Annotated in this window: 12 protein-coding genes; 3 read left to right on the forward strand and 9 right to left on the reverse strand. The window is 41.4% G+C overall.

Features of this window, described 5'->3' with window-relative positions; genetic code table 11:
• Position 1 precedes the first annotated feature (1 nt).
• The 7 genes from rlmB to AC3B5S_RS02805 all read right to left on the reverse strand — a co-directional run bounded on the left by rlmB (position 2) and on the right by AC3B5S_RS02805 (position 14,469).
• Complete coding sequence (gene rlmB, locus AC3B5S_RS02775; protein ID WP_489757189.1) at positions 2-775, reverse strand: 23S rRNA (guanosine(2251)-2'-O)-methyltransferase RlmB; 774 nt, start codon at positions 773-775, stop codon at positions 2-4.
• Positions 756-1,169 carry a Mini-ribonuclease 3 gene (locus AC3B5S_RS02780; protein WP_489757188.1) on the reverse strand — a complete coding sequence of 138 codons (414 nt, stop codon included), beginning with the start codon at positions 1,167-1,169 and terminating at the stop codon, positions 756-758. Before AC3B5S_RS02780 ends, rlmB begins: the two co-directional genes overlap by 20 nt.
• A complete protein-coding gene (cysS, locus tag AC3B5S_RS02785) occupies positions 1,166-2,578 on the reverse strand; it encodes a cysteine--tRNA ligase (protein ID WP_489790048.1) in 1,413 nt (470 codons plus the stop codon). Before cysS ends, AC3B5S_RS02780 begins: the two co-directional genes overlap by 4 nt.
• 67 nt (positions 2,579-2,645) lie before the next feature.
• Complete coding sequence (gene gltX / locus AC3B5S_RS02790) at positions 2,646-4,136, reverse strand: glutamate--tRNA ligase (protein WP_489769185.1); 1,491 nt, start codon at positions 4,134-4,136, stop codon at positions 2,646-2,648.
• Between the two features lie 221 nt (positions 4,137-4,357).
• Complete coding sequence (locus AC3B5S_RS02795; RefSeq protein WP_489790049.1) at positions 4,358-12,403, reverse strand: immunoglobulin-like domain-containing protein; 8,046 nt, start codon at positions 12,401-12,403, stop codon at positions 4,358-4,360.
• A 135-nt stretch (positions 12,404-12,538) separates the two neighbouring features.
• Positions 12,539-13,906: a DNA repair protein RadA gene (gene radA / locus AC3B5S_RS02800; RefSeq protein WP_489757184.1), complete on the reverse strand. Its 1,368-nt coding sequence runs from the start codon at positions 13,904-13,906 to the stop codon at positions 12,539-12,541.
• 26 nt (positions 13,907-13,932) lie between these two features.
• Positions 13,933-14,469 carry a dCTP deaminase/dUTPase family protein gene (locus AC3B5S_RS02805; RefSeq protein ID WP_489757183.1) on the reverse strand — a complete coding sequence of 179 codons (537 nt, stop codon included), beginning with the start codon at positions 14,467-14,469 and terminating at the stop codon, positions 13,933-13,935.
• A gap of 93 nt (positions 14,470-14,562) precedes the next feature.
• On the opposite strand from AC3B5S_RS02805, the gene AC3B5S_RS02810 reads away from it, so the two are divergent.
• The 3 genes from AC3B5S_RS02810 to AC3B5S_RS02820 all read left to right on the forward strand — a co-directional run bounded on the left by AC3B5S_RS02810 (position 14,563) and on the right by AC3B5S_RS02820 (position 16,964).
• On the forward strand, positions 14,563-14,877 hold the full coding sequence (locus AC3B5S_RS02810; protein ID WP_489757182.1) for a GNAT family N-acetyltransferase: 315 nt from the start codon (positions 14,563-14,565) through the stop codon (positions 14,875-14,877).
• On the forward strand, positions 14,864-15,550 hold the full coding sequence (gene rpiA, locus AC3B5S_RS02815; RefSeq protein WP_489757181.1) for a ribose-5-phosphate isomerase RpiA: 687 nt from the start codon (positions 14,864-14,866) through the stop codon (positions 15,548-15,550). The genes AC3B5S_RS02810 and rpiA overlap by 14 nt, the downstream gene beginning before the upstream one ends.
• Positions 15,551-15,620: 70 nt before the next feature.
• Complete coding sequence (locus AC3B5S_RS02820; protein ID WP_489774772.1) at positions 15,621-16,964, forward strand: C1 family peptidase; 1,344 nt, start codon at positions 15,621-15,623, stop codon at positions 16,962-16,964.
• Positions 16,965-17,204: 240 nt separating this feature from the next.
• On the opposite strand, the gene AC3B5S_RS02825 is transcribed toward AC3B5S_RS02820, so the two are convergent.
• Both AC3B5S_RS02825 and aroA read right to left on the reverse strand, forming a co-directional pair.
• The gene (locus AC3B5S_RS02825; protein WP_489774771.1) at positions 17,205-17,702 is read right to left on the reverse strand and encodes a shikimate kinase; all 498 of its coding nucleotides are present in this window, start codon (positions 17,700-17,702) and stop codon (positions 17,205-17,207) included.
• Between the two features lie 3 nt (positions 17,703-17,705).
• A complete protein-coding gene (aroA, locus tag AC3B5S_RS02830; RefSeq protein ID WP_489774770.1) occupies positions 17,706-18,995 on the reverse strand; it encodes a 3-phosphoshikimate 1-carboxyvinyltransferase in 1,290 nt (429 codons plus the stop codon).
• Positions 18,996-19,056 lie beyond the last annotated feature (61 nt).

Below are 19,056 nucleotides of genomic sequence, written 5' to 3' on the forward strand. Positions count from 1 at the left end.
ACTACTGACTTTCCCGGTTGCTAAAAGCTTGATACAACAAGACGCCAGTTGCTACACTAGCATTCAAACTTTGTACGTGACCAATCATTGGAATCGTCAACATCTGGTCAACTTGCTTTTTAACTAATGGCGATAAACCTTTGCCTTCATTACCAATGACTAATGCAATCGCCCCTTTAGCATTCCAAGTCCGATAATCACTGCCGTGCATATCTGTTCCAAAGATCCAAATCCCTTGTTCTTTTAAATCTTGAATCGTGCGAACTAAATTAGTCACCCGAACAATGGGTAAATGTTCAATCGCCCCTGTGGATGTTTTGGCTACCACCGAAGTTACCCCGACAGAGCGGCGTTTAGGAATAATAATACCATTGACGCCCACCGCATCCGCTGTTCGTAAAATTGAACCAAAGTTGTGCGGATCGTTTAAATTATCCAAGATTAAAAAGAACGGTTCTTCTTGACGTTGCTTCAACTGTGCTAACAAATCCGCTAATGGCGTATACAAAAAAGGTGTCACGGTTAAAACAATGCCCTGATGATTTCCATTTTGGGACAATTCATCTAATTTTTGTTTGGGCGCATCTTGCGTCACCAGATGTTTTTCCCGGGCAATTTTAACAGCGGCTTTAATACCGTCATTGTGTAAGCCACGTTGTAAAAAAATCTTGTTAACTTTTTGTGGAGCATCCTCAGCTTGTAATACCGCTAAGGCAGCATGATGTCCGAAAATTATTTCTGCTTGATTAGCTTGACTATTGGAAGTTGAATTCATCACTATGACCTGCCTCTACTTGTTCAATGCACCATTGTGCTAATTGTTGGACCCGCTCCAATTGTCCACTAATTTGTAAATACCCAAAAATTGCTTCAAAGCCAGTCGAAATATTATAGGTTTGGACAGAAGTATTTTTGGCGTGCGTATAACTCTTAGCGTTACGGCCGCGTTTAAAAACTGCCACTTCTGTAGGGGTTAAAATCTCTTGTTGTTGCATTAAAGCAATTAACGCCGCCTGTGATTTAGCTGACACAAAATGCGTCGCCCGCTTTTGGAGCCGGTTAACTTTGGTTAGACCTTGCTCTAATAAGTGTTGGCGGACAATAGTTTCCCAGACCGCATCGCCTAGGTAAGCCAAAGTTACACCATTTAATTGTTGATAATCAATCATTGTTTATGCCACCGTGTTCCTTGAGGAGTGTCTTCTAAAATAATTCCTTGTGCTTGTAGTTGATCCCGAATTGCATCACTAGTTGCAAAATCTTTGGCTGCTCGCGCTTGGTCTCTTTGCGTAATTAATTGTTGAATTTGCGCATCAACACTAGAAGTCTGCTCAAACACTAAACCAAAGATTCCAGCCAACTGAGAATAAGTCGCTTTTAATTGGGCCAAGTTTTGCGCATTGACTGCTGTTTGATCAACATATGAATTAATTAAGCGCATCACTTCAAACAGGTCACTTAACCCATTTTGCACATTAAAATCATCGTCCATATGTGCCTGAAATTGTTGTTCTAATTGACTGAGCTGATGAGCTAGTTCGGCATTAAAAGGCGTGGTTTGATCTAAGTTATCCTGACGGAAAATTAAATTTTGCCAAGTTGTTTGTAAATGTTGCAAATTGTTCGCTGCAGTTCGTAAATTAGTGGCTGAATATTGGATTGGGCGGCGATATTGTGTACTAGCAATAAACAACCGTAATACCTGGGGATCAACAGTTTTGAGTAATTCATGAACCGTCACAAAGTTACCCAAGGATTTACTCATCTTTTCATTATCTTCACCCACCGTCACAAAACCATTATGCAACCAATAATTGGCAAATTTTTGTCCAGTATGCACCTGACTCTGGGCAATTTCATTTTCATGATGTGGAAAAATTAAATCTTCCCCACCTGCATGAATGTCAATGGTTGCTCCTAAATATTTGGTGGCCATAACTGAACATTCAATATGCCAACCTGGGCGCCCTTTGCTCCACGGCGAGGACCAAGATAATTCTCCAGCAGGTGCTTTTTTCCATAAAGCAAAATCTAGAGGATCAGCTTTTTTGGCTGTTTCTTGTGCTGTAATTCGTTGACTGGCGCCCTGTTCTAAATCGTCAACTGCTTGATGTGATAATTGCCCATACGCTGAAAACTTACGAGTTCGATAATACACATCACCAGCGCTCTCATAAGCATAGCCCTTTGTGATTAAATCTTGAATAAAGGCAATAATCTCGGGAATATTCTGCGTCGCTTGGGGATTACGTGTGGCCGGCAAAACATTCAAAGCATCCCGATCTTCATTAAAAGCGGCGATATACTTACTAGTTAATTGCTGTGGCGTAATTTGCTGTTGCCGAGCCGCCTTAATAATCTTATCGTCAACGTCCGTAAAATTAGAGACATAATTAACTTGAAAACCACGATACTCCAAATACCGACGAATCGTATCAAACGCGACTAATGAGCGCGCGTTACCGACGTGGATATAGTTATACACAGTCGGGCCACAAACATACATCCGAATTTTATTAGCTTCTAACGGTACTAATTCTTCTTTGGTTCTCGTTAACGTATTATAAATTTTAATCATCAGTTCACCTCTTACGAAAAAAACAGCCGATGATTATTCACACTTATCATACGCTGTTTTTTAATAACTAGTCTGCTAGTTGCTTTAACGTCTCAGCTAAATGCTTTTGTGAGCGTTCTAAGCCTAACAATTCAATTGATTCACCAATTCCCGGGCCATGCATGGAGCGAGTAGTTGCAATACGAATTGGCATATACAATTTACGTCCCTTAACGCCTACTTCATCACGAACAGCAAAAATAGCTTGCATAATCTGAGTTGCTGTAAACCGCGGTAATTGAGCAATTTTCGCTTGAAAGACTTCTAAAGTTTTCAAGGCATCATCTTTTTGCAATTCTGCCATCGCTTGCTCGTCTAATTGATCAGGATCTTTAAAGAAAATTTGAGATAATTCCACAATTTGACTCGTGTAACTCATCTGATCCTTAAATAAGGCGACTAACGCCCGCGCCCACTCAATGGTCTTGGTATCCAATTGTTGCGGCAACAAGCCGGCTTCTTGTAAATTAACAATTGACAAATCAGTAATTTTACTTAAATCGGCTGCCTTAACGTATTGGTTATTAACCCATTCCAGCTTTTTTTGATCAAAAGCGGCGGGTGACTTACTTAAACGTTTGGGATCAAATTGTTTAATAAACTGTTTGCGCGTAAAAATTTCATCTTCACCAACTGGCGACCAGCCTAATAAGGTAATGAAGTTAAACATTGCTTCTGGTAAATAACCACGTTCTTTATATTGTTCAATAAATTGCAAGACACTTTCATCACGCTTGCTGAGTTTTTTACCCGTAGCACTATTGATAATTAAAGTCATATGACCAAACTTCGGTGGTTGCCAACCCAAATAATCATAAATCATTAATTGCTTGGGCGTATTAGCTACGTGATCATCACCGCGTAAGACATGCGAAATTTCCATTAAGTGATCATCAATCACGACAGCAAAGTTGTAAGTTGGCATGCCATCACGTTTTTGAATCACCCAATCGCCACCAATGGTATTAGCGTCAAACTTAACTTTGCCCTTAACCATATCGTCCCATTCATAGACTTTATCTTTAGGAACTTTAATCCGAATAACAGGCTTAATGCCTTGTGCTTTCGCTTCCGCAATCTTGGCTTGTTTTTGTTCCTCAGTCATACCAGCAAATTCATATTCATAATGAGGCATAATTTTGGCAGCCTTTTGAATTTCCCGATCGTGTTCCAATTCTGCTTCCGTTTTATATGACTCGTAAGCTACACCGGCATCAATCAGTTGTTGAATGTACTTGTGGTAAATCGCTTGACGTTCTGATTGCCGATATGGACCGTAATCACCGCCTACGTCAGGACCTTCATCCCAATCCATTCCGAGCCATTTCAGATTTTCTAATTGACTTTGTTCGCCACCTTCAACATTACGCTTAGTATCTGTGTCTTCAATCCGAATCACAAATGTTCCTTTATTGTGACGAGCAAATAAATAATTAAATAACGCTGTCCGCGCATTACCAATGTGTAAATGTCCTGTAGGACTGGGTGCATAACGAACCCGAATTTTATTATCAGTCAAAACTAACTCCTCTTTCTTGACAAGACTTTCTATTATATAGCTTACTTACTTTTACTTAAAAGTCAAAACTTCCAAGCAGGATTCTTCGATTTAATTCGAATTTCATCCACAAATATGAGGTGCAAAAAAGAAAATGCTCGTCCTAATTGAAGCGAACATTTTCTTTTTTATCGTACTCAATTTTAAACATCTTGGTATCAATATCATTTAATTAATTAAATTTATTGCTTGCGCTTATAACCAAACTTCGCTAACAAAACATCAGCTGCGGCGAGTAATCCGCCCGCAACTTGCCAAGAAGTTGCAGAATCATTCCCCGTTTGCGGGTAACTTTCTTGATTACTCTGCGATTTTTGCTGTGGATCAGTTGTCAAACTGGTTATTGGCCGTTGTGTAGTCAATGGCGTCGTCGCACCAGCATTCTGGAAAATCGGCTTAGGTTGCGTCGCCAATGGCTTAGTCGTGGTTATTGTTTGATTTGGCGGTGTTGTAGCACTTGGTTGATTAAGAGCATCCGTCACTTTAACGATCGCCGTATTTTGATACAACTTTCCGTCAGTTGCTCGATAATAATACGTCACAGAATAATTACCCGTTTTTTGAGTATTAACCTGGCCGGAATAGTATAAACCAACCGAAGCAGGCACGTGATCTTGATCACTAACATGCTCAATATTATTCGTATTCACACTAATTTGGTAACCATTTTTATCTGTTAAACCTGAAAAACTAGCTTGTGGTGTCCAGTTACTACCAACTGGTAAATTAATATCCGTCACATGAACAACATAATTGGGCGTACTAGGCGTCGGAGCAGGCGTTGCTGGAACAGTATTATTGTTAGTCTCAGAACCACTTGGTGGTGCAGGATTATTATTCGTTCCCGAATTGTTAGGATTACTATCTTTAGCTGTTACTTTGACATTAGAAGTATTTTGATATAACTGACCATTAGAAGCCCGATAGTAGTAAATCACCGTATAATCGCCGGCCTTGGTCAAATCCACTGTTCCCGAATAATATAATCCTACAGTTAGCGGCACATGATCTTGATCACTAACTTGCGAAATCTTGGTCGAATCCACTGTGACGGGTTGACCAACTTCATCAGTAATGCCGGCGAAGGTCGTTTGCGGTGTCCAAATCTGCCCCGTTCCCAACTGCAAACTAAAATTAGTGACATGAACGGTATAGTTATTTTTACCCGCTATTTTGACATGCGAAACACTTTGATATAATTGCCCTTCCACCGAACGGTAATAATAGGTGACAAAGTAATCTCCCGCTTCGTTAACATTGACATTACCAGAATAATAGAGTCCAGCAGTGGTTGGAACATGATCAACATCAGCGACTTGCTGGATATTATCGGTATCCACCGCAATGGAATGTCCCTCCCTGTCAGTAATGCCCGCAAAAGTCGTCTTGGGCGTCCAAACTCGCCCGTCACCCACTAGTGAACTAAAGTTCGTCACATGCACTGCATAATTGGGTTTAACATCCTGACCTGCTACTTGAATGTGGGCAATGCTTTGATACAGCTGACCATTGGCAGCACGATAATAATAAGTGACGTAGTAATCGCCTACTTTATCAATGTTCACATTACCGGAATAGTATAATCCTGTCTCAGCAGGCACTTGTTTTTCATCAGCCACTTGTGGAATTTTTTGTGTATCAACAGAAACTGGTTGCCCAGCTGCATCAGTAATACCCGCAAAAGTCGTTTGTGGTGTCCAAACTCGCCCATCACCTAGTTGTACATGAAAATCAGTGACATGAACCGTATAACTTGAAGCTTCTCCTGGTTTATTCGGATTTGTCGGATTGGTGCCTGGATTAGTATCTGGCTGATGATTATCTCCAGTATTCGTGTCTGTAGCTTTAGCCTTCACTGTTACCACGGCATCTTGTTGGGTCCAAGTATTTCCTTCACTATCCACATAAGCATAATGAATTGTATAAGTTCCCGGAGTTGTCACATCCACACTACCGGTAACCTTAATTTGATCCTTATTTAACGGATTACCCTTCTCATCAGTACAATGCTGAAGATCCAAGTTGAGCATTGGATCCCAATAAGCATCCGCACCGGCTGTAATTGTACTTGGGTGCGTAATAATTTGCGCTTTACTTGCTTGAACGGTAATCAAAATACTATCCGTCACAGTTTTCGCTGCACCATCAGTATAACTATAATTAATCTGATATTCTCCTGGAGTACTAGGATCGACTTTGCCGTGAGGATAACTTATAACCACTTGACTAGGATCAAGCACTTTACCGTCTGAATCTAATAAACTATTACCATGCTCATCGACTAAACTAGTGATCAAAGCCAAGGACTGTTCATCACTCCATTGCGCATTAGGTTTAGCAATCAAAGTAGTGGCTTGTGCTTTAATCTCTGATACATCGGCGACTACAGTAATCGTCGAATCTGCCGGGGCTTGATTGCCAGCCGAGTCAGTGTAAACATAATGCACTACATACTTTCCAGGTGTTGTTAGATCTACTTGATCACCAGAAATAGTTAATCGACTTGGGTCAATAGCGCTCGGTTGCACCAGATTGCCTTGCTCATCCACCAAGTGATCTAATCCAGTTACTGGATCCCAATGGACACTAGTGCCAGCAACTACCGTTTGATCTTTACCAACTAATGCCACTTGACTTAAGACGACATGGACTGTAACTGCTGTTGCTTGATGATTACCATCTTGATCGGTATATTCATAGGTGACAACATAATCGCCTGGTACTTGTGGATTAACTTGATCTGCTCCCGTAACTTGCAGTTGCTCAATATTTAAAGAACTACCATTCTCATCAGTCGCACTAGTCAGATTATCTTGAGCCTTCCAAGAAGCTTGTGGGCCGGCAATAATAGTTGAATCATGCGCCTTGATCTCTATTGGGCTCAAAACTTGGATATCAGCATCAGCTTGGGCTTGATTGCCCGCTAAATCGGTATAAATATAATGAACTTGATAATTGCCTGGTTTTGTAGGATCCACTTCATCCCCATTAATACTCAACCGACTTGTGTCAATATTATCAGGCTGAATGATATTACCATATTCATCAACCAGATGATCTAATCCAGATATTGGTTGCCATTTAGCGTCAGCAGCAGCAACGATTGTCTGATTTTTACCGGTTAAGGCAACTTGAGTGTTAGCGACCTTAACTGTTGCTGAAGCTGTAATATCATTCCCCAAATCATCAGTATAGTGATAAATAACGCTTTGATCACCTGCTTGCGTCACATCAATTGACCCATCAACATGATAATTAGGATTAGTGACTACTCGACCTTGACTATCTGTTACTTGATCAAAGTTATCGGCTGGCTGCCAAGCTGGTGTATTCGGACCAATAATTACTAACGTATTGTGAACCATAATCTTTGAAGCGGGAACAACTGTCACTGTTCCGATAGCTGTTACTGTTTTACCAGCGTGATCAGTGTAGCTATAAACAATTTCATAATTACCCGGTTTCGTCACGTCGACCGGACCATTAGGATAGCTAATTGTTACTTGAGAGGGATCAATTACCTTGCCGTTACTATCCAGTAAACTACTGCCATTTTCATCAACGAGTTGGGTGATTAAGGCTAAGGATTGATTATCAGTCCAAGCAGCGTGCTCGTCAGTGCTTTGGGTAATGGTCTGATCTTGCGTTTGCATTTGAGCTTGATCGGCCTTCACAGTGACGGTAGCTGTTGTGGTCACTGTCTTGCCTGCATGATCGGTATAACTGTAGTCAATTTGATATTGTCCGGGCGTGGTTACATCCACATTCCCCTGGGGATAACTAATCGTCACTAAATTAGGATCAATTTTACCGTCGCGGCCAATTAACGTATTACCACTCTCACTGACAAAACGACTAATTAAAGCCAAAGATTTATTATCATTCCAGCTATTAGCTGGTTGGGAACTTTGCGTTACCGTCGTATTTTGGGCCGTAATGCTAGCAATATCGGGGGCCACCATCACGGTTGCTTGGGCGGTCACGGTTTTACCAGCATGATCGGTATAACTATAATTAATTTCATAATAGCCTGGTGTCGTCACATCAACATTATCGACATCAATGTACTGATCACCGTCTTTTTTCTGATAACTAATTGTCACCAAATTAGGATTAATTTTGCCATCACGGCCAATTAATGTATTACCACTCTCACTGACAAAACGACTGATTAAAGCCAAAGATTTATTATCATTCCACGCATTAGTTGCTTTGTTACTTTGCGTCACCGTTGTATCTTGCGCTGTAATATCGGCGATATCGGGCGCGACCATCACAGTGGCTTTGGCGGTTACGGTTTTACCAGCATGATCGGTATAACTATAATTAATTTCATAATAACCCGGTGTCGTCACATCAACATTATCGACATCAATATACTGGTCACCGTCTTTTTTCTGATAACTAATTGTCACTAAATTAGGATTAATCGTCCCATCACGACCAATCAACGTATTACCACTTTCGTTCACCAAGCGATTGATCAAAGCTAATGACTTGGACTTATTCCACGCATTAGTTGCTTGATTACTCTGCGTCACCGTTGTATCTTGCGCTGTAATATCGGCAATATCGGGCGCGACCATCACAGTGGCTTGACTGGTTACCGTCTTACCTGCACCATCGGTATAACTATAATTAATTTCATAATATCCCGGCGTCGTCACATCAACATTATCGACATCAATGTACTGATCACCGTCTTTTTTCTGATAGCTAATTGTCACTAAACCAGGAGCAATCGTCCCATCACGACCGATTAACGTATTACCACTTTCGTTCACCAAGCGATTGATCAAGGCTAACGACTTCGACTTATTCCACGCATTGGCAGCTTGATTACTTTGGGTCACCGTTGTATTTTGAGCTGTGATGTTGGCGATATCAGGGGCTACCATGACCATTGCCTTACTGGTTACCGTCTTGCCCACACCATCAGTATAACTATAATTAATTTCATAATAACCCGGCGTCGTCACATCAACATTATCAACATTGATATACTGATCACCGTCTTTTTTCTGATAACTAATTGTCACTAAACCAGGAGCAATTGTCCCATCACGACCGATTAACGTATTACCACTTTCATTCACCAAACGATTGATCAAGGCTAACGATTTTGAATCATTCCACGCATTAGCAGCTTGATTACTTTGGGTGATCGTCGTATCTTGCGCTGTAATGTCAGCAATATCGGAAGCAACCACCACAGTGGCTTGACTAGTTACCGTCTTACCAGCATTGTCCGTATAACTATAATTAATTTCATAATGACCGGGAGTCGTAACGTCAACTTTTCCATTAGGATAGGTAATTTTCACTTTAGTAGGATCAATTACTTGACCCTTGCTATCTAGTAAGCTATTACCCTTTTCATCAACTAATTGGGTGATGAGGGCCAAGGATTGATCCTCAGTCCAGCTAGCATTAGCCTTAGAGCTTTGTGAGACAGTAGTGCCTTGCGTTGCAAGGTTTGCAACATCTGGATTAACAGTAACTTTGGCTGTAGCTGTCACGGTCTTACCCGCATTGTCAGTGTAGCTATAATTAATCGGGTATTGTCCCGGCGTGGTTACATCAACATCGCCTTGCGGATAACTAATCGTCACTAAGTTCGGATTAATCGTGCCATCGCGACCAATTAACGTATTCCCATTCTCGCTCACAAAATGATTAATCAAAGCTAACGATTTCGAATCATTCCACGCATTGGACGCTTTGTTACTTTGGGTCACCGTTGTGTCTTGTGCCGTAATGTTAGCAATGTCGGGCGCAACCATCACGGTCGCCTTGCTGGTCACCGTCTTACCCACACCGTCGGTATAGCTATAATTAATTTCATAATAACCGGGTGTGGTCACATCAACATTATCGGCATCGGTGTACTGGTCACCGTCTTTTTTCTGATAACTAATTGTTACTAAATTGGGCTTAATCGTGCCGTCACGACCAATTAACGTGTTGCCGCGTTCGTTAACCAAGCGATTAATCAAGGCCAACGACTTCGAATCATTCCATGCATTAGTAGCTTTGTTACTTTGGGTCACCGTAATATCTTGCACTGTCATGTCGGCAATATCCGGGGCCACCATCACTATCGCCTTGCTGGTCGAAGTCTTGCCTGCATGATCGGTATAACTATAATCAATTTCATAATAGCCCGGAGTGGTCACGTCAACATTATTAACAGGCGTGTAATTTTGACCCTCTTTTTTTTGATAACTAATCGTGACTAAATCCGGATCAATCGTGCCGTTGCGACCAATCAACGTACTTCCGTGTTCATCCAAAAAACGATTAATTAAAGCTAATGATTGATTCTTAGTCCAAGCCTTGGCTGGTTGGTTACTTTGGGTGACGGTTGTGCCTTGGGCTTCAATAGCCGAAATATCAGGGACAACTGTTACCTGACAATCAGTCTCCGCTTGATTGCCAACGGAATCAATATAAACATAATGAACGTTATAAACACCTGGATTGTGTGGATCCACATTGTCCCCACTAACTGTTAAATTAGCTGCGTTGAGATCACTTGGTTGAACTTTATTACCAGTTTCATCAGTTAAATAAGCTAACCCCTCAATCGGATTCCAAGTGGTGTTAGGTCCAGCAACTAAAGTCAAATTTTGACCAACTAAGGCGACTTGACTTCTAACTAAATGAATTGTTTCTGGCGACGTAATATCATTACCATATTCATCTGTATAGTGATAATTAACCTTTTGCTCACCAGCTTGCGTAACATCTACTGGCTGATCGGTACTAAATTGTGGGTTGTCAACTTTCTGACCATTACTATCAAAAATTGCATCTAAATTATCGGCTGGCTGCCAAACTGGCGTATTCGGTCCCATAACAATCGTAGAACCATGCGTTACAACTTTAGCAGTGGGTGCACTAACCGTGACCTGCGTTGTTGCCTGATGCTGATGATTATTACCATCCGTATAGGTATAAGTTGTTTCATACAAGCCAGCCGTCGTGACATCAACATTGCCGATCGTCTCAACCTTATCTGCTGGCGTAATTGTAATGCCATTTTCATCTGAGCCCAAATCGTAGCCGTCTGCAGCCTGCCACTGGTCGGTTGCTAATTGACTTTGAGGAATAGTTTGATCAGCTTGAGCCTGTACGTGAGCATAGTTCGGCATCACTTGAACCGTTACTGGTACACTAATCACCTGACCCGAAAGAGCGGTAAATTGATAAGTTAAAGTCACTGTTTTGGTTGGCACACTAAAATCAGTAAAATGGGTCTTATCAGTGCAGGTATCATAATTCATCTCCGGATCATTAACCGCCGCCATTAATTCGTCCCAACCTAAAACTGCTACTTGGTTGTCAGCATCGGCTACTGCTTGACCATCACTATCGATCACATCCGCAAAATCCCATTTACTAGGACATTCGTGATTGGTTTCATTGCCAGCATAAACAGAGCGCTTCTTACCATCGGTTTTTACTGCTGCCTGATCTCGATTAACGACAATATTTCTTGAAAAATTAGTCGTCTTACTGCTGTCGCTAACACTGTACGACACTTTATAACTTTTATTAACGGTTAAATGCTGGGGATCAAACCCCGCATTATCAACCACTTGAATTTGATGGGTCAAATCCCCATTAACACCGGCCGCCAATCCAGCATCAATGTCAATGTTCGTTTGATCCGGATAAACTACTAAATCATGAGCAACATATGGAATTTCTGCTCCGACACTTGCTTGGCTTTTGGACTGAGCAGGTTGCACGTTGACCACCCTCTTCTGATCTCCAGTAGCCTCAATATTATTAGCTGAGTTCCTTGATGAGGACACAGGTTGAGTAGTTGTTGGTAAGTTAGTTGTTACATGATTATTAACTTGTGGAACATCATTTGTAGACTCAGGACTAACCGGAGTACTATCATTAACCACAGCTGCGTCAGCATTAGCCTGACTTCTAGCTGCACTATTTTGTGTCGATGGCGTTTCCATTGGTCCTGCTGACTGTGAAGTTGATACCTGCTCTGAACTAGTCGAAGCTGTTTGATCAGTAGCTGCCGCCAGATTCGGATTACTATCCGCTGAATTGAGATCAGTGTCTAGTTTGCTATCTTGAACATCCGCATGAACTGTTTGGCTGGATTTATTAACCCCCATCAAAGCCAAACTAGTTACCGTCATCGTCGCCATAACCCCAATTTTTTTAGGCTTTTTGTTAAGTCCCCTAATATCGTGCTTCATGTAGTTCTCCCCCAAAGAACGCAACCTTAATTATTCCCCAATAATAAAATTGCAAAATTAAAACTGTCTAATCTTTTGTAATCGTAACACACCGATTTTCTGATAGCAATCACTTTTTAGTGAAAAATTATACAATTATAAAAATACTTTTTTGATAGTCTCATTTAAGGTGTGCACCGCAACAATTTGAATGTCTGGATAATCCCCTCGTACTAACTCATTGTTAGCAGGGACATAAATCGTTTGAAAGCCTAACTTTTCGGCTTCCTTGACCCGTTGGTCAATCAGATTAACACGGCGGATTTCGCCCGTGAGGCCAATTTCCCCGACGAAACAAACGTCACTCGCTAAACTCCGATTTTTGCAACAAGAAACAATCGCCATCGCCATCGCCAAATCAATGGCTGGTTCATCTAAACGCACGCCCCCTGTGGCTTTGAGATAGGCGTCCTGATTTTGGAGCAAAATATTGGCTCGCTTTTCTAAAACTGCCAAAATCACCGCCACGCGATTATGATCCAAGCCTGTAGTCGTACGTTTGGCATTACCATACAAAGTTGGCGATGTTAACGCCTGAATTTCTACCAAAATAGGCCGTGTCCCTTCCATAGAAACTACCACCGCAGAACCCGTTGCATTATTCAAGCGTTCGGCCAAAAAAATTTCCGATGGATTTTGGACTTCACGTAATCCCGTATTGACCATTTCAAACATGCCAATTTCATTGGTCGAGCCAAAGCGGTTTTTGACCGAACGCAAAATCCGATAATTATGGTGTAAATCGCCTTCAAAGTATAAGACCGTATCTACCATATGTTCTAAAATTTTGGGTCCCGCAATGGCACCGCCTTTAGTCACATGCCCGACAACAAACACAGTAACGCCTTGTTGTTTAGCAATATTCATTAATTCGGCTGTTACTTCTCTGATCTGGGCGACACTGCCAATAGCTGAAGCTAATTCGGGTTCATTCATTGTTTGTACGGAATCAATCACTAAATAATCTGGCTTTTGTTCATTAATTGCATTGCGAATAGCTCCCATGTCCGTTTCTGGATAGAGATATAAGTTGTCACCTTGAATTTGCAAGCGATTAGCGCGTAATTTAATTTGGGCTGCACTTTCTTCGCCGGAAACGTATAAAACTCGGCCCCCCGTTTGCTCCAGTTGTCCGGAAACCTGCAATAATAAGGTCGATTTCCCAATTCCTGGATCACCGCCAATTAACACCAATGACCCCGGCACTACTCCGCCACCTAAAACTCGATCTAATTCCGTCAAGCCTGTTTGCACCCGTTTTTGTTCATCAAAACTGACCTGATTTAATTTAACTGGTTGACTCGTTGTCGAACTAACGCGACTAGGAGTAGCTTTTGTATTAACCGGCCGCTGAACTTCTTCCACTAATTGATTCCAGGCCCCACAATTTGGACACCTTCCTAACATTTGGGGCGCAATATAACCACAGTTTTGACATACATAACGCGTTTTGGCTTTGGCCAATGTACTTCATCTCCTATTATTAATTTCTACTTACCTGAAGAACCAAAGCCGCCTTGCCGCGGTGTTGTACTAATTTGGTCATCAGCTGTCCGTAAATACTTTATAAAAATGCCTTGGCAAATGCGTTCACCCTTTTTAATTAGATAATCAGTTGGATAATAATTTAACATTTGCACAAAAATTTCGCCTTCATTTTTGGCATTATTATAGTAATCTGCATCAATCACCCCGATGGAATTAGGCAACATCAAGCCCCGCTTCAACGGACCACTAGAGCGATTAACTAACAACAACACTTCATCTGCAGGTAAACTGACTTTTAAACCAGTTGGTACTAAAACTGGTTGTAAAACTTTCTGGGCCCACTGAGCCCAGCGAGTAGTTTCTTGATAGCGACTTTGCCGCCAAATCAGTTGGGCCAAGGGATGTTTCCAAATAGAAGGTACAACAAAATCTTCGGCGGCCGCTAAGTCATATCCTGCGGCGGCTGGCGTTTGCCTTTTGGGCAAAATCAAGCCTTGATTTTGGTACCGAGTGACAAATTCAAATTTACGCTCTACCATAACTTTAATTTTCTTCTTTCAATTTTTTCTTATTATGAATAATTTAGATTATACTTAATTTAACCAGACGATACATTAAGGAGTTGAACAACTTTGGCTTTTGAGCACAAGGACCAAGAATTTTTCCAAACCAATCCCCAAGGTGAGACCATGGTACAATTACACTATACGTTATTACCGCACAAACAGGCGATTAGCATTGATCAAATTTTTGTCCAACCAGAATATCGCAACCAAGGTTTAGCCGGAAAAATTTTATTAGCGACGCTTGATTGGGTACAACAACAAAACTTAACAGTTGTACCAGTCTGTCCGTTTGCGCGCCAATTTTTTCAGCGTGAACCCAAGTTTCAATCGTTATTAGCAATCAATTCAGACAAGGGAGATAATACTGATGAATCAAGATGAATTAAAAAAGATGGCGGCTATTAAAGCCGTAGATTTTGTTCAATCAGATATGATTTTAGGTTTAGGTACTGGCTCCACCGCTTTTTATATGGTTGAAGAACTAGCTCGCCGCGTCAAAGAAGAGCATTTACAAGTTGATTGTGTCTCCACTTCTCAAAGGACCTATCAACAGGCCCAAAATCTGGGAATTAAGATGCACCCACTAGCAGACATCGAGCAGGCCGATTTAACTATTGATGGCGCCGACGAAGTCGATGCCCAATTTCAAGGTATCAAAGGTGGCGGTGCCGCTTTAACTTATGAAAAAACCGTAGCAATTAATTCCAAACGCAATTTATGGATCGTTGATCAATCTAAAATGGTGCAACAATTAGGTCAATTTCCACTGCCTTTAGAAGTTAATCCCTTTGGTGCCCAACAATTAATTGCACGTTTAACTCAGGAACAACTTCACCCCCAATTACGGTATGAAAAACCACAACAGTTAGTCAAAACCGATATGAATAACTATATTGTGGACTTACATTTAAACCAGATTGAACATCCGCACTTATTAGCTGACTGGTTAGACCACCAAACCGGAATTATTGAGCATGGTCTTTTCTTAGACTTAGTCAATACCGTGGTCATCGGTCGCCCTGAAGGTCCCCAAGTTATCGACAATATTCGTTAAAGTACTAGTCAAACGTCCAACTTTCCGCTATATTTAGCTTAAGCTTTTTTAATTTAATGGAGGATTTTTTATGACAAAAGCAATCAGTCAAGCTGATTTACAACAATTTCAAGCAGATTTTGACCAAATGCCCGCGGCACAAGTCATCAAAAACAGTGTTGCCAATAATGGTATTTATCAATCTAGCGAAACTTTACAATCACAAATCGCGATGGATCCGACTTTTTCCATTGATTTAACTACTGGAAAAGTTGCCGATCAAAAACAATCCGGTCTTTGCTGGGTTTTTGCAGCGTTAAATACCTTGCGCCATCCCATGCAAAGCAAATTTAAAATTAAAGACTTTGAGTTATCTCAAGGCTATGTCTTTTTCTGGGACAAACTCGAAAAAGCCAATTATTTCTACGAAAATGTCATTAAAACTGCTGATTTGCCCATTGGTGATCGCAAAGTCGACTTTTTAATGACCACTCCGCAACAAGATGGTGGACAATGGGACATGGTTTGTGCCCTCTTTGAAAAATATGGTGTTGTGCCGAAAAGCGTGATGCCCGATACTGCTAGTCGAACTAATTCTTCAGAGTTAAACAGCGTTTTAAACACTAAATTACGCAAAGATGCTGTTGCTTTACGCCAATGGCTCAAAGACGGTGTTCCCGACGCCACGGTTGAAGAACGTAAAGAAAAGATGTTATCCGAAGTTTACCGGTTATTAGCTTATGCTTTAGGTGAACCACCCGTACAATTTGATTGGTCTTATCGCGATGATGACAATCAATTTCATTGTGAAAAAGCCATTACGCCACAAGAATTTTATAAAAAATATATTGATTTAGACTTACCAGATTATATTTCCACCATTAATGCTCCAACTGACGACAAGCCTTATAATCATGTTTACACTGTCGAATTATTAGGAAATGTCGTCGCTGGCCGCAATGTTCGGCATTTAAACTTAGAATTAGCAGATTTTAAAGCCAGTGCCGTCAAACAACTTCAATCCGGCGAAGCCGTGTGGTTTGGTAGTGATGTCTCCGCCATGTCCGACCGCAAAAAGGGAATTTTAGATACTAAAATCTATAACTTAGCTGACTTATTTAATATCGATTTTTCGATGACTAAAGCGCAACGGTTAGATTATGGCGAAAGCTTAATGAACCACGCCATGGTCTTAACTGGAGTTGACTTAGACGATCAAGGCCAACCAACCAAGTGGAAAGTTGAAAACTCTTGGGGTGAAAAAGTGGGAACTAAAGGATACTTTGTGATGAGTGATGCTTGGTTCGATCAATTTGTTTACCAATTAGTTATCAACAAAAAATACCTGCCACAAAAAGCGCAAGCAGCTTATGATGCTGAATGTGACGATCCAAAAGTTTTGGCGCCTTGGGATCCAATGGGTGCTTTAGCTTAAAGTTAAGTACTAACTGTATTCAATAACAAAGTTCAAACTTTACTTTCAAATTGAATGTCATTCAACACCAACTACTGCTTTGGGCAGTAACCGAAAAAGAAAATGTTCGCCTCAAGACGAGCATTTTCTTTTTTTATCCTTATTTTATTGACACTAACTTTGAAATTACCGACCACTGAGTCCGGCACAAAAAGTTATCCACAACTACTTACTGTTGCTTACATTGTGATTTGACCTTTTTTATAAACTTTGAACTTGCGTTAAGATTTGAGCCATAACTTGTGTTGGCAACAATGTGTCCGTTTGCACAACAATGTCTGCTACCTGTTGATAACTTGCTTGTCGTCTTGCCTTTAATTGCCGTAGCTGTTGCATATTTTGGGCTAGCGGTCTGGAAGTATCATTTTTAATTCGGTGCCAAATAACAGGAATGTGTGCATCTAACCAGATGATCGGTACGGGGGAATGTTTTAAAATTTGCACATTGTCAGTATTTTCCAACGTACCTCCACCTAATGCTAACACTCCTGGTTGCGTTAATACTTGTGCTAACGCCTGCTGTTCCAATTTGCGAAAATACGCTTCACCCTCAACAGCAAAAATCGTGTTCACGCTTTGACCACTGGCTTGTTCAATCCACTGATCTAAATCCCAGAGCGGTAATGCCAATTGCTGTGCTAACAGTTGCCCCACTGTAGTTTTACCTGTTCCCATAAATCCCGTCAAAATAATATCCATGACTTAAACTCCAATAACCTTATCTAAATCCCGCCAAAACTCAGGATAAGAAATTGCCACACATTGTTCGTTATTTAATGTGAGTGCCGCCGGAACAGTTAATGCCGCAATCGCTAACATCATAGCCAAACGGTGATCACCATGACTATCCAATTTAACGTTGTGCTGCTGCCACTGCGTTGGACCTTCAATCTGCCAACCATCAGTTCGCGCTTGAATCTTCACACCTAATTTTTGTAATTCTTGGGCCACTGTTTGAACGCGATCAGTTTCTTTATAATGCAATTCTTGCGCGCCTTCAATCACGCTAGTTCCATGTGCATTGGCCGCTAGTAAAGCTACCAACGGCAACTCATCAATGATGCTAGGAATTTGTGGAGCAGTTAAGTGAATCGCGCTTAAACGACTGGTCCTGATTTCTAAATGCCCCCATAATTCCCCGGTCGTCGTTTGGGGACTAATTTGGATTTGGGCACCCATTTGCTGCAGGACTTGCAAAAAGCCACTCCGCGTAGGATTTAACCCCACATGCTTAATTTTTAAATGGGAATTAGGGACTAAGGTCGCCGCCGTTAACCAAAAGGCCGCCGCCGACAGGTCCCCGGGAATGGTTAATTCCTGACCATTGAATTGAGTAGTTGGTAAAACTGTAATCGTCCTTTGATCCGTTGCGGTGACAACTGGTACCCCAAACTGACGTAACATTACTTCTGTATGATTGCGTGTCGGCAATTTTTCCACAATTGTTGTGGGTTGCGTGGCTTGTAAGGCAGCCAAAATAACCGCACTTTTAACTTGTGCACTCGCCACGGCTAATTCAATTTGCGTACCGTCTAACTTTTGTCCCGTGACGATAACCGGCAAATGTTCGTTAGTGGTCCTAATATTGGCTCCTAACTGCTGCAAGGGAACACTTACCCGAGCCATCGGCCGTTTAGTTAACGAAGCGTCCCCCACTAAGGTTAAGCGCCACCAGCCCCCTGCTAACAGTCCCATTAATAAGCGCACGGACGTTCCCGAATTATTAAAATTAAGCGTTGTTTGAGTGGGACGCCAAAATTTCAAGGGCCGACCACTAATTTTAATTGTCGTGTGCCAGCGTTGGATCGGAATTTGAAAGCTTTGTAACACTGCTAATGTCGTCAAACAATCTTGTCCCAAACTTGCTTGGTGTAAAAGCGTCGGGGTCGAAGCTAACGCTCCCAAAATTAACCCCCGATGCGTAATACTCTTATCACCCGGTAAGGTTAACGTTCCGTGTAAACCTTGCGGCGCATATCGTAAATCTTTCATTCTCTTGATCCTTAATTCTTAAAAATTAATTCCACAGTCAAGTTCGCACTGGAAACTTCTA

It is taken from the genome of Bombilactobacillus sp. ESL1094 (assembly GCF_058107425.1).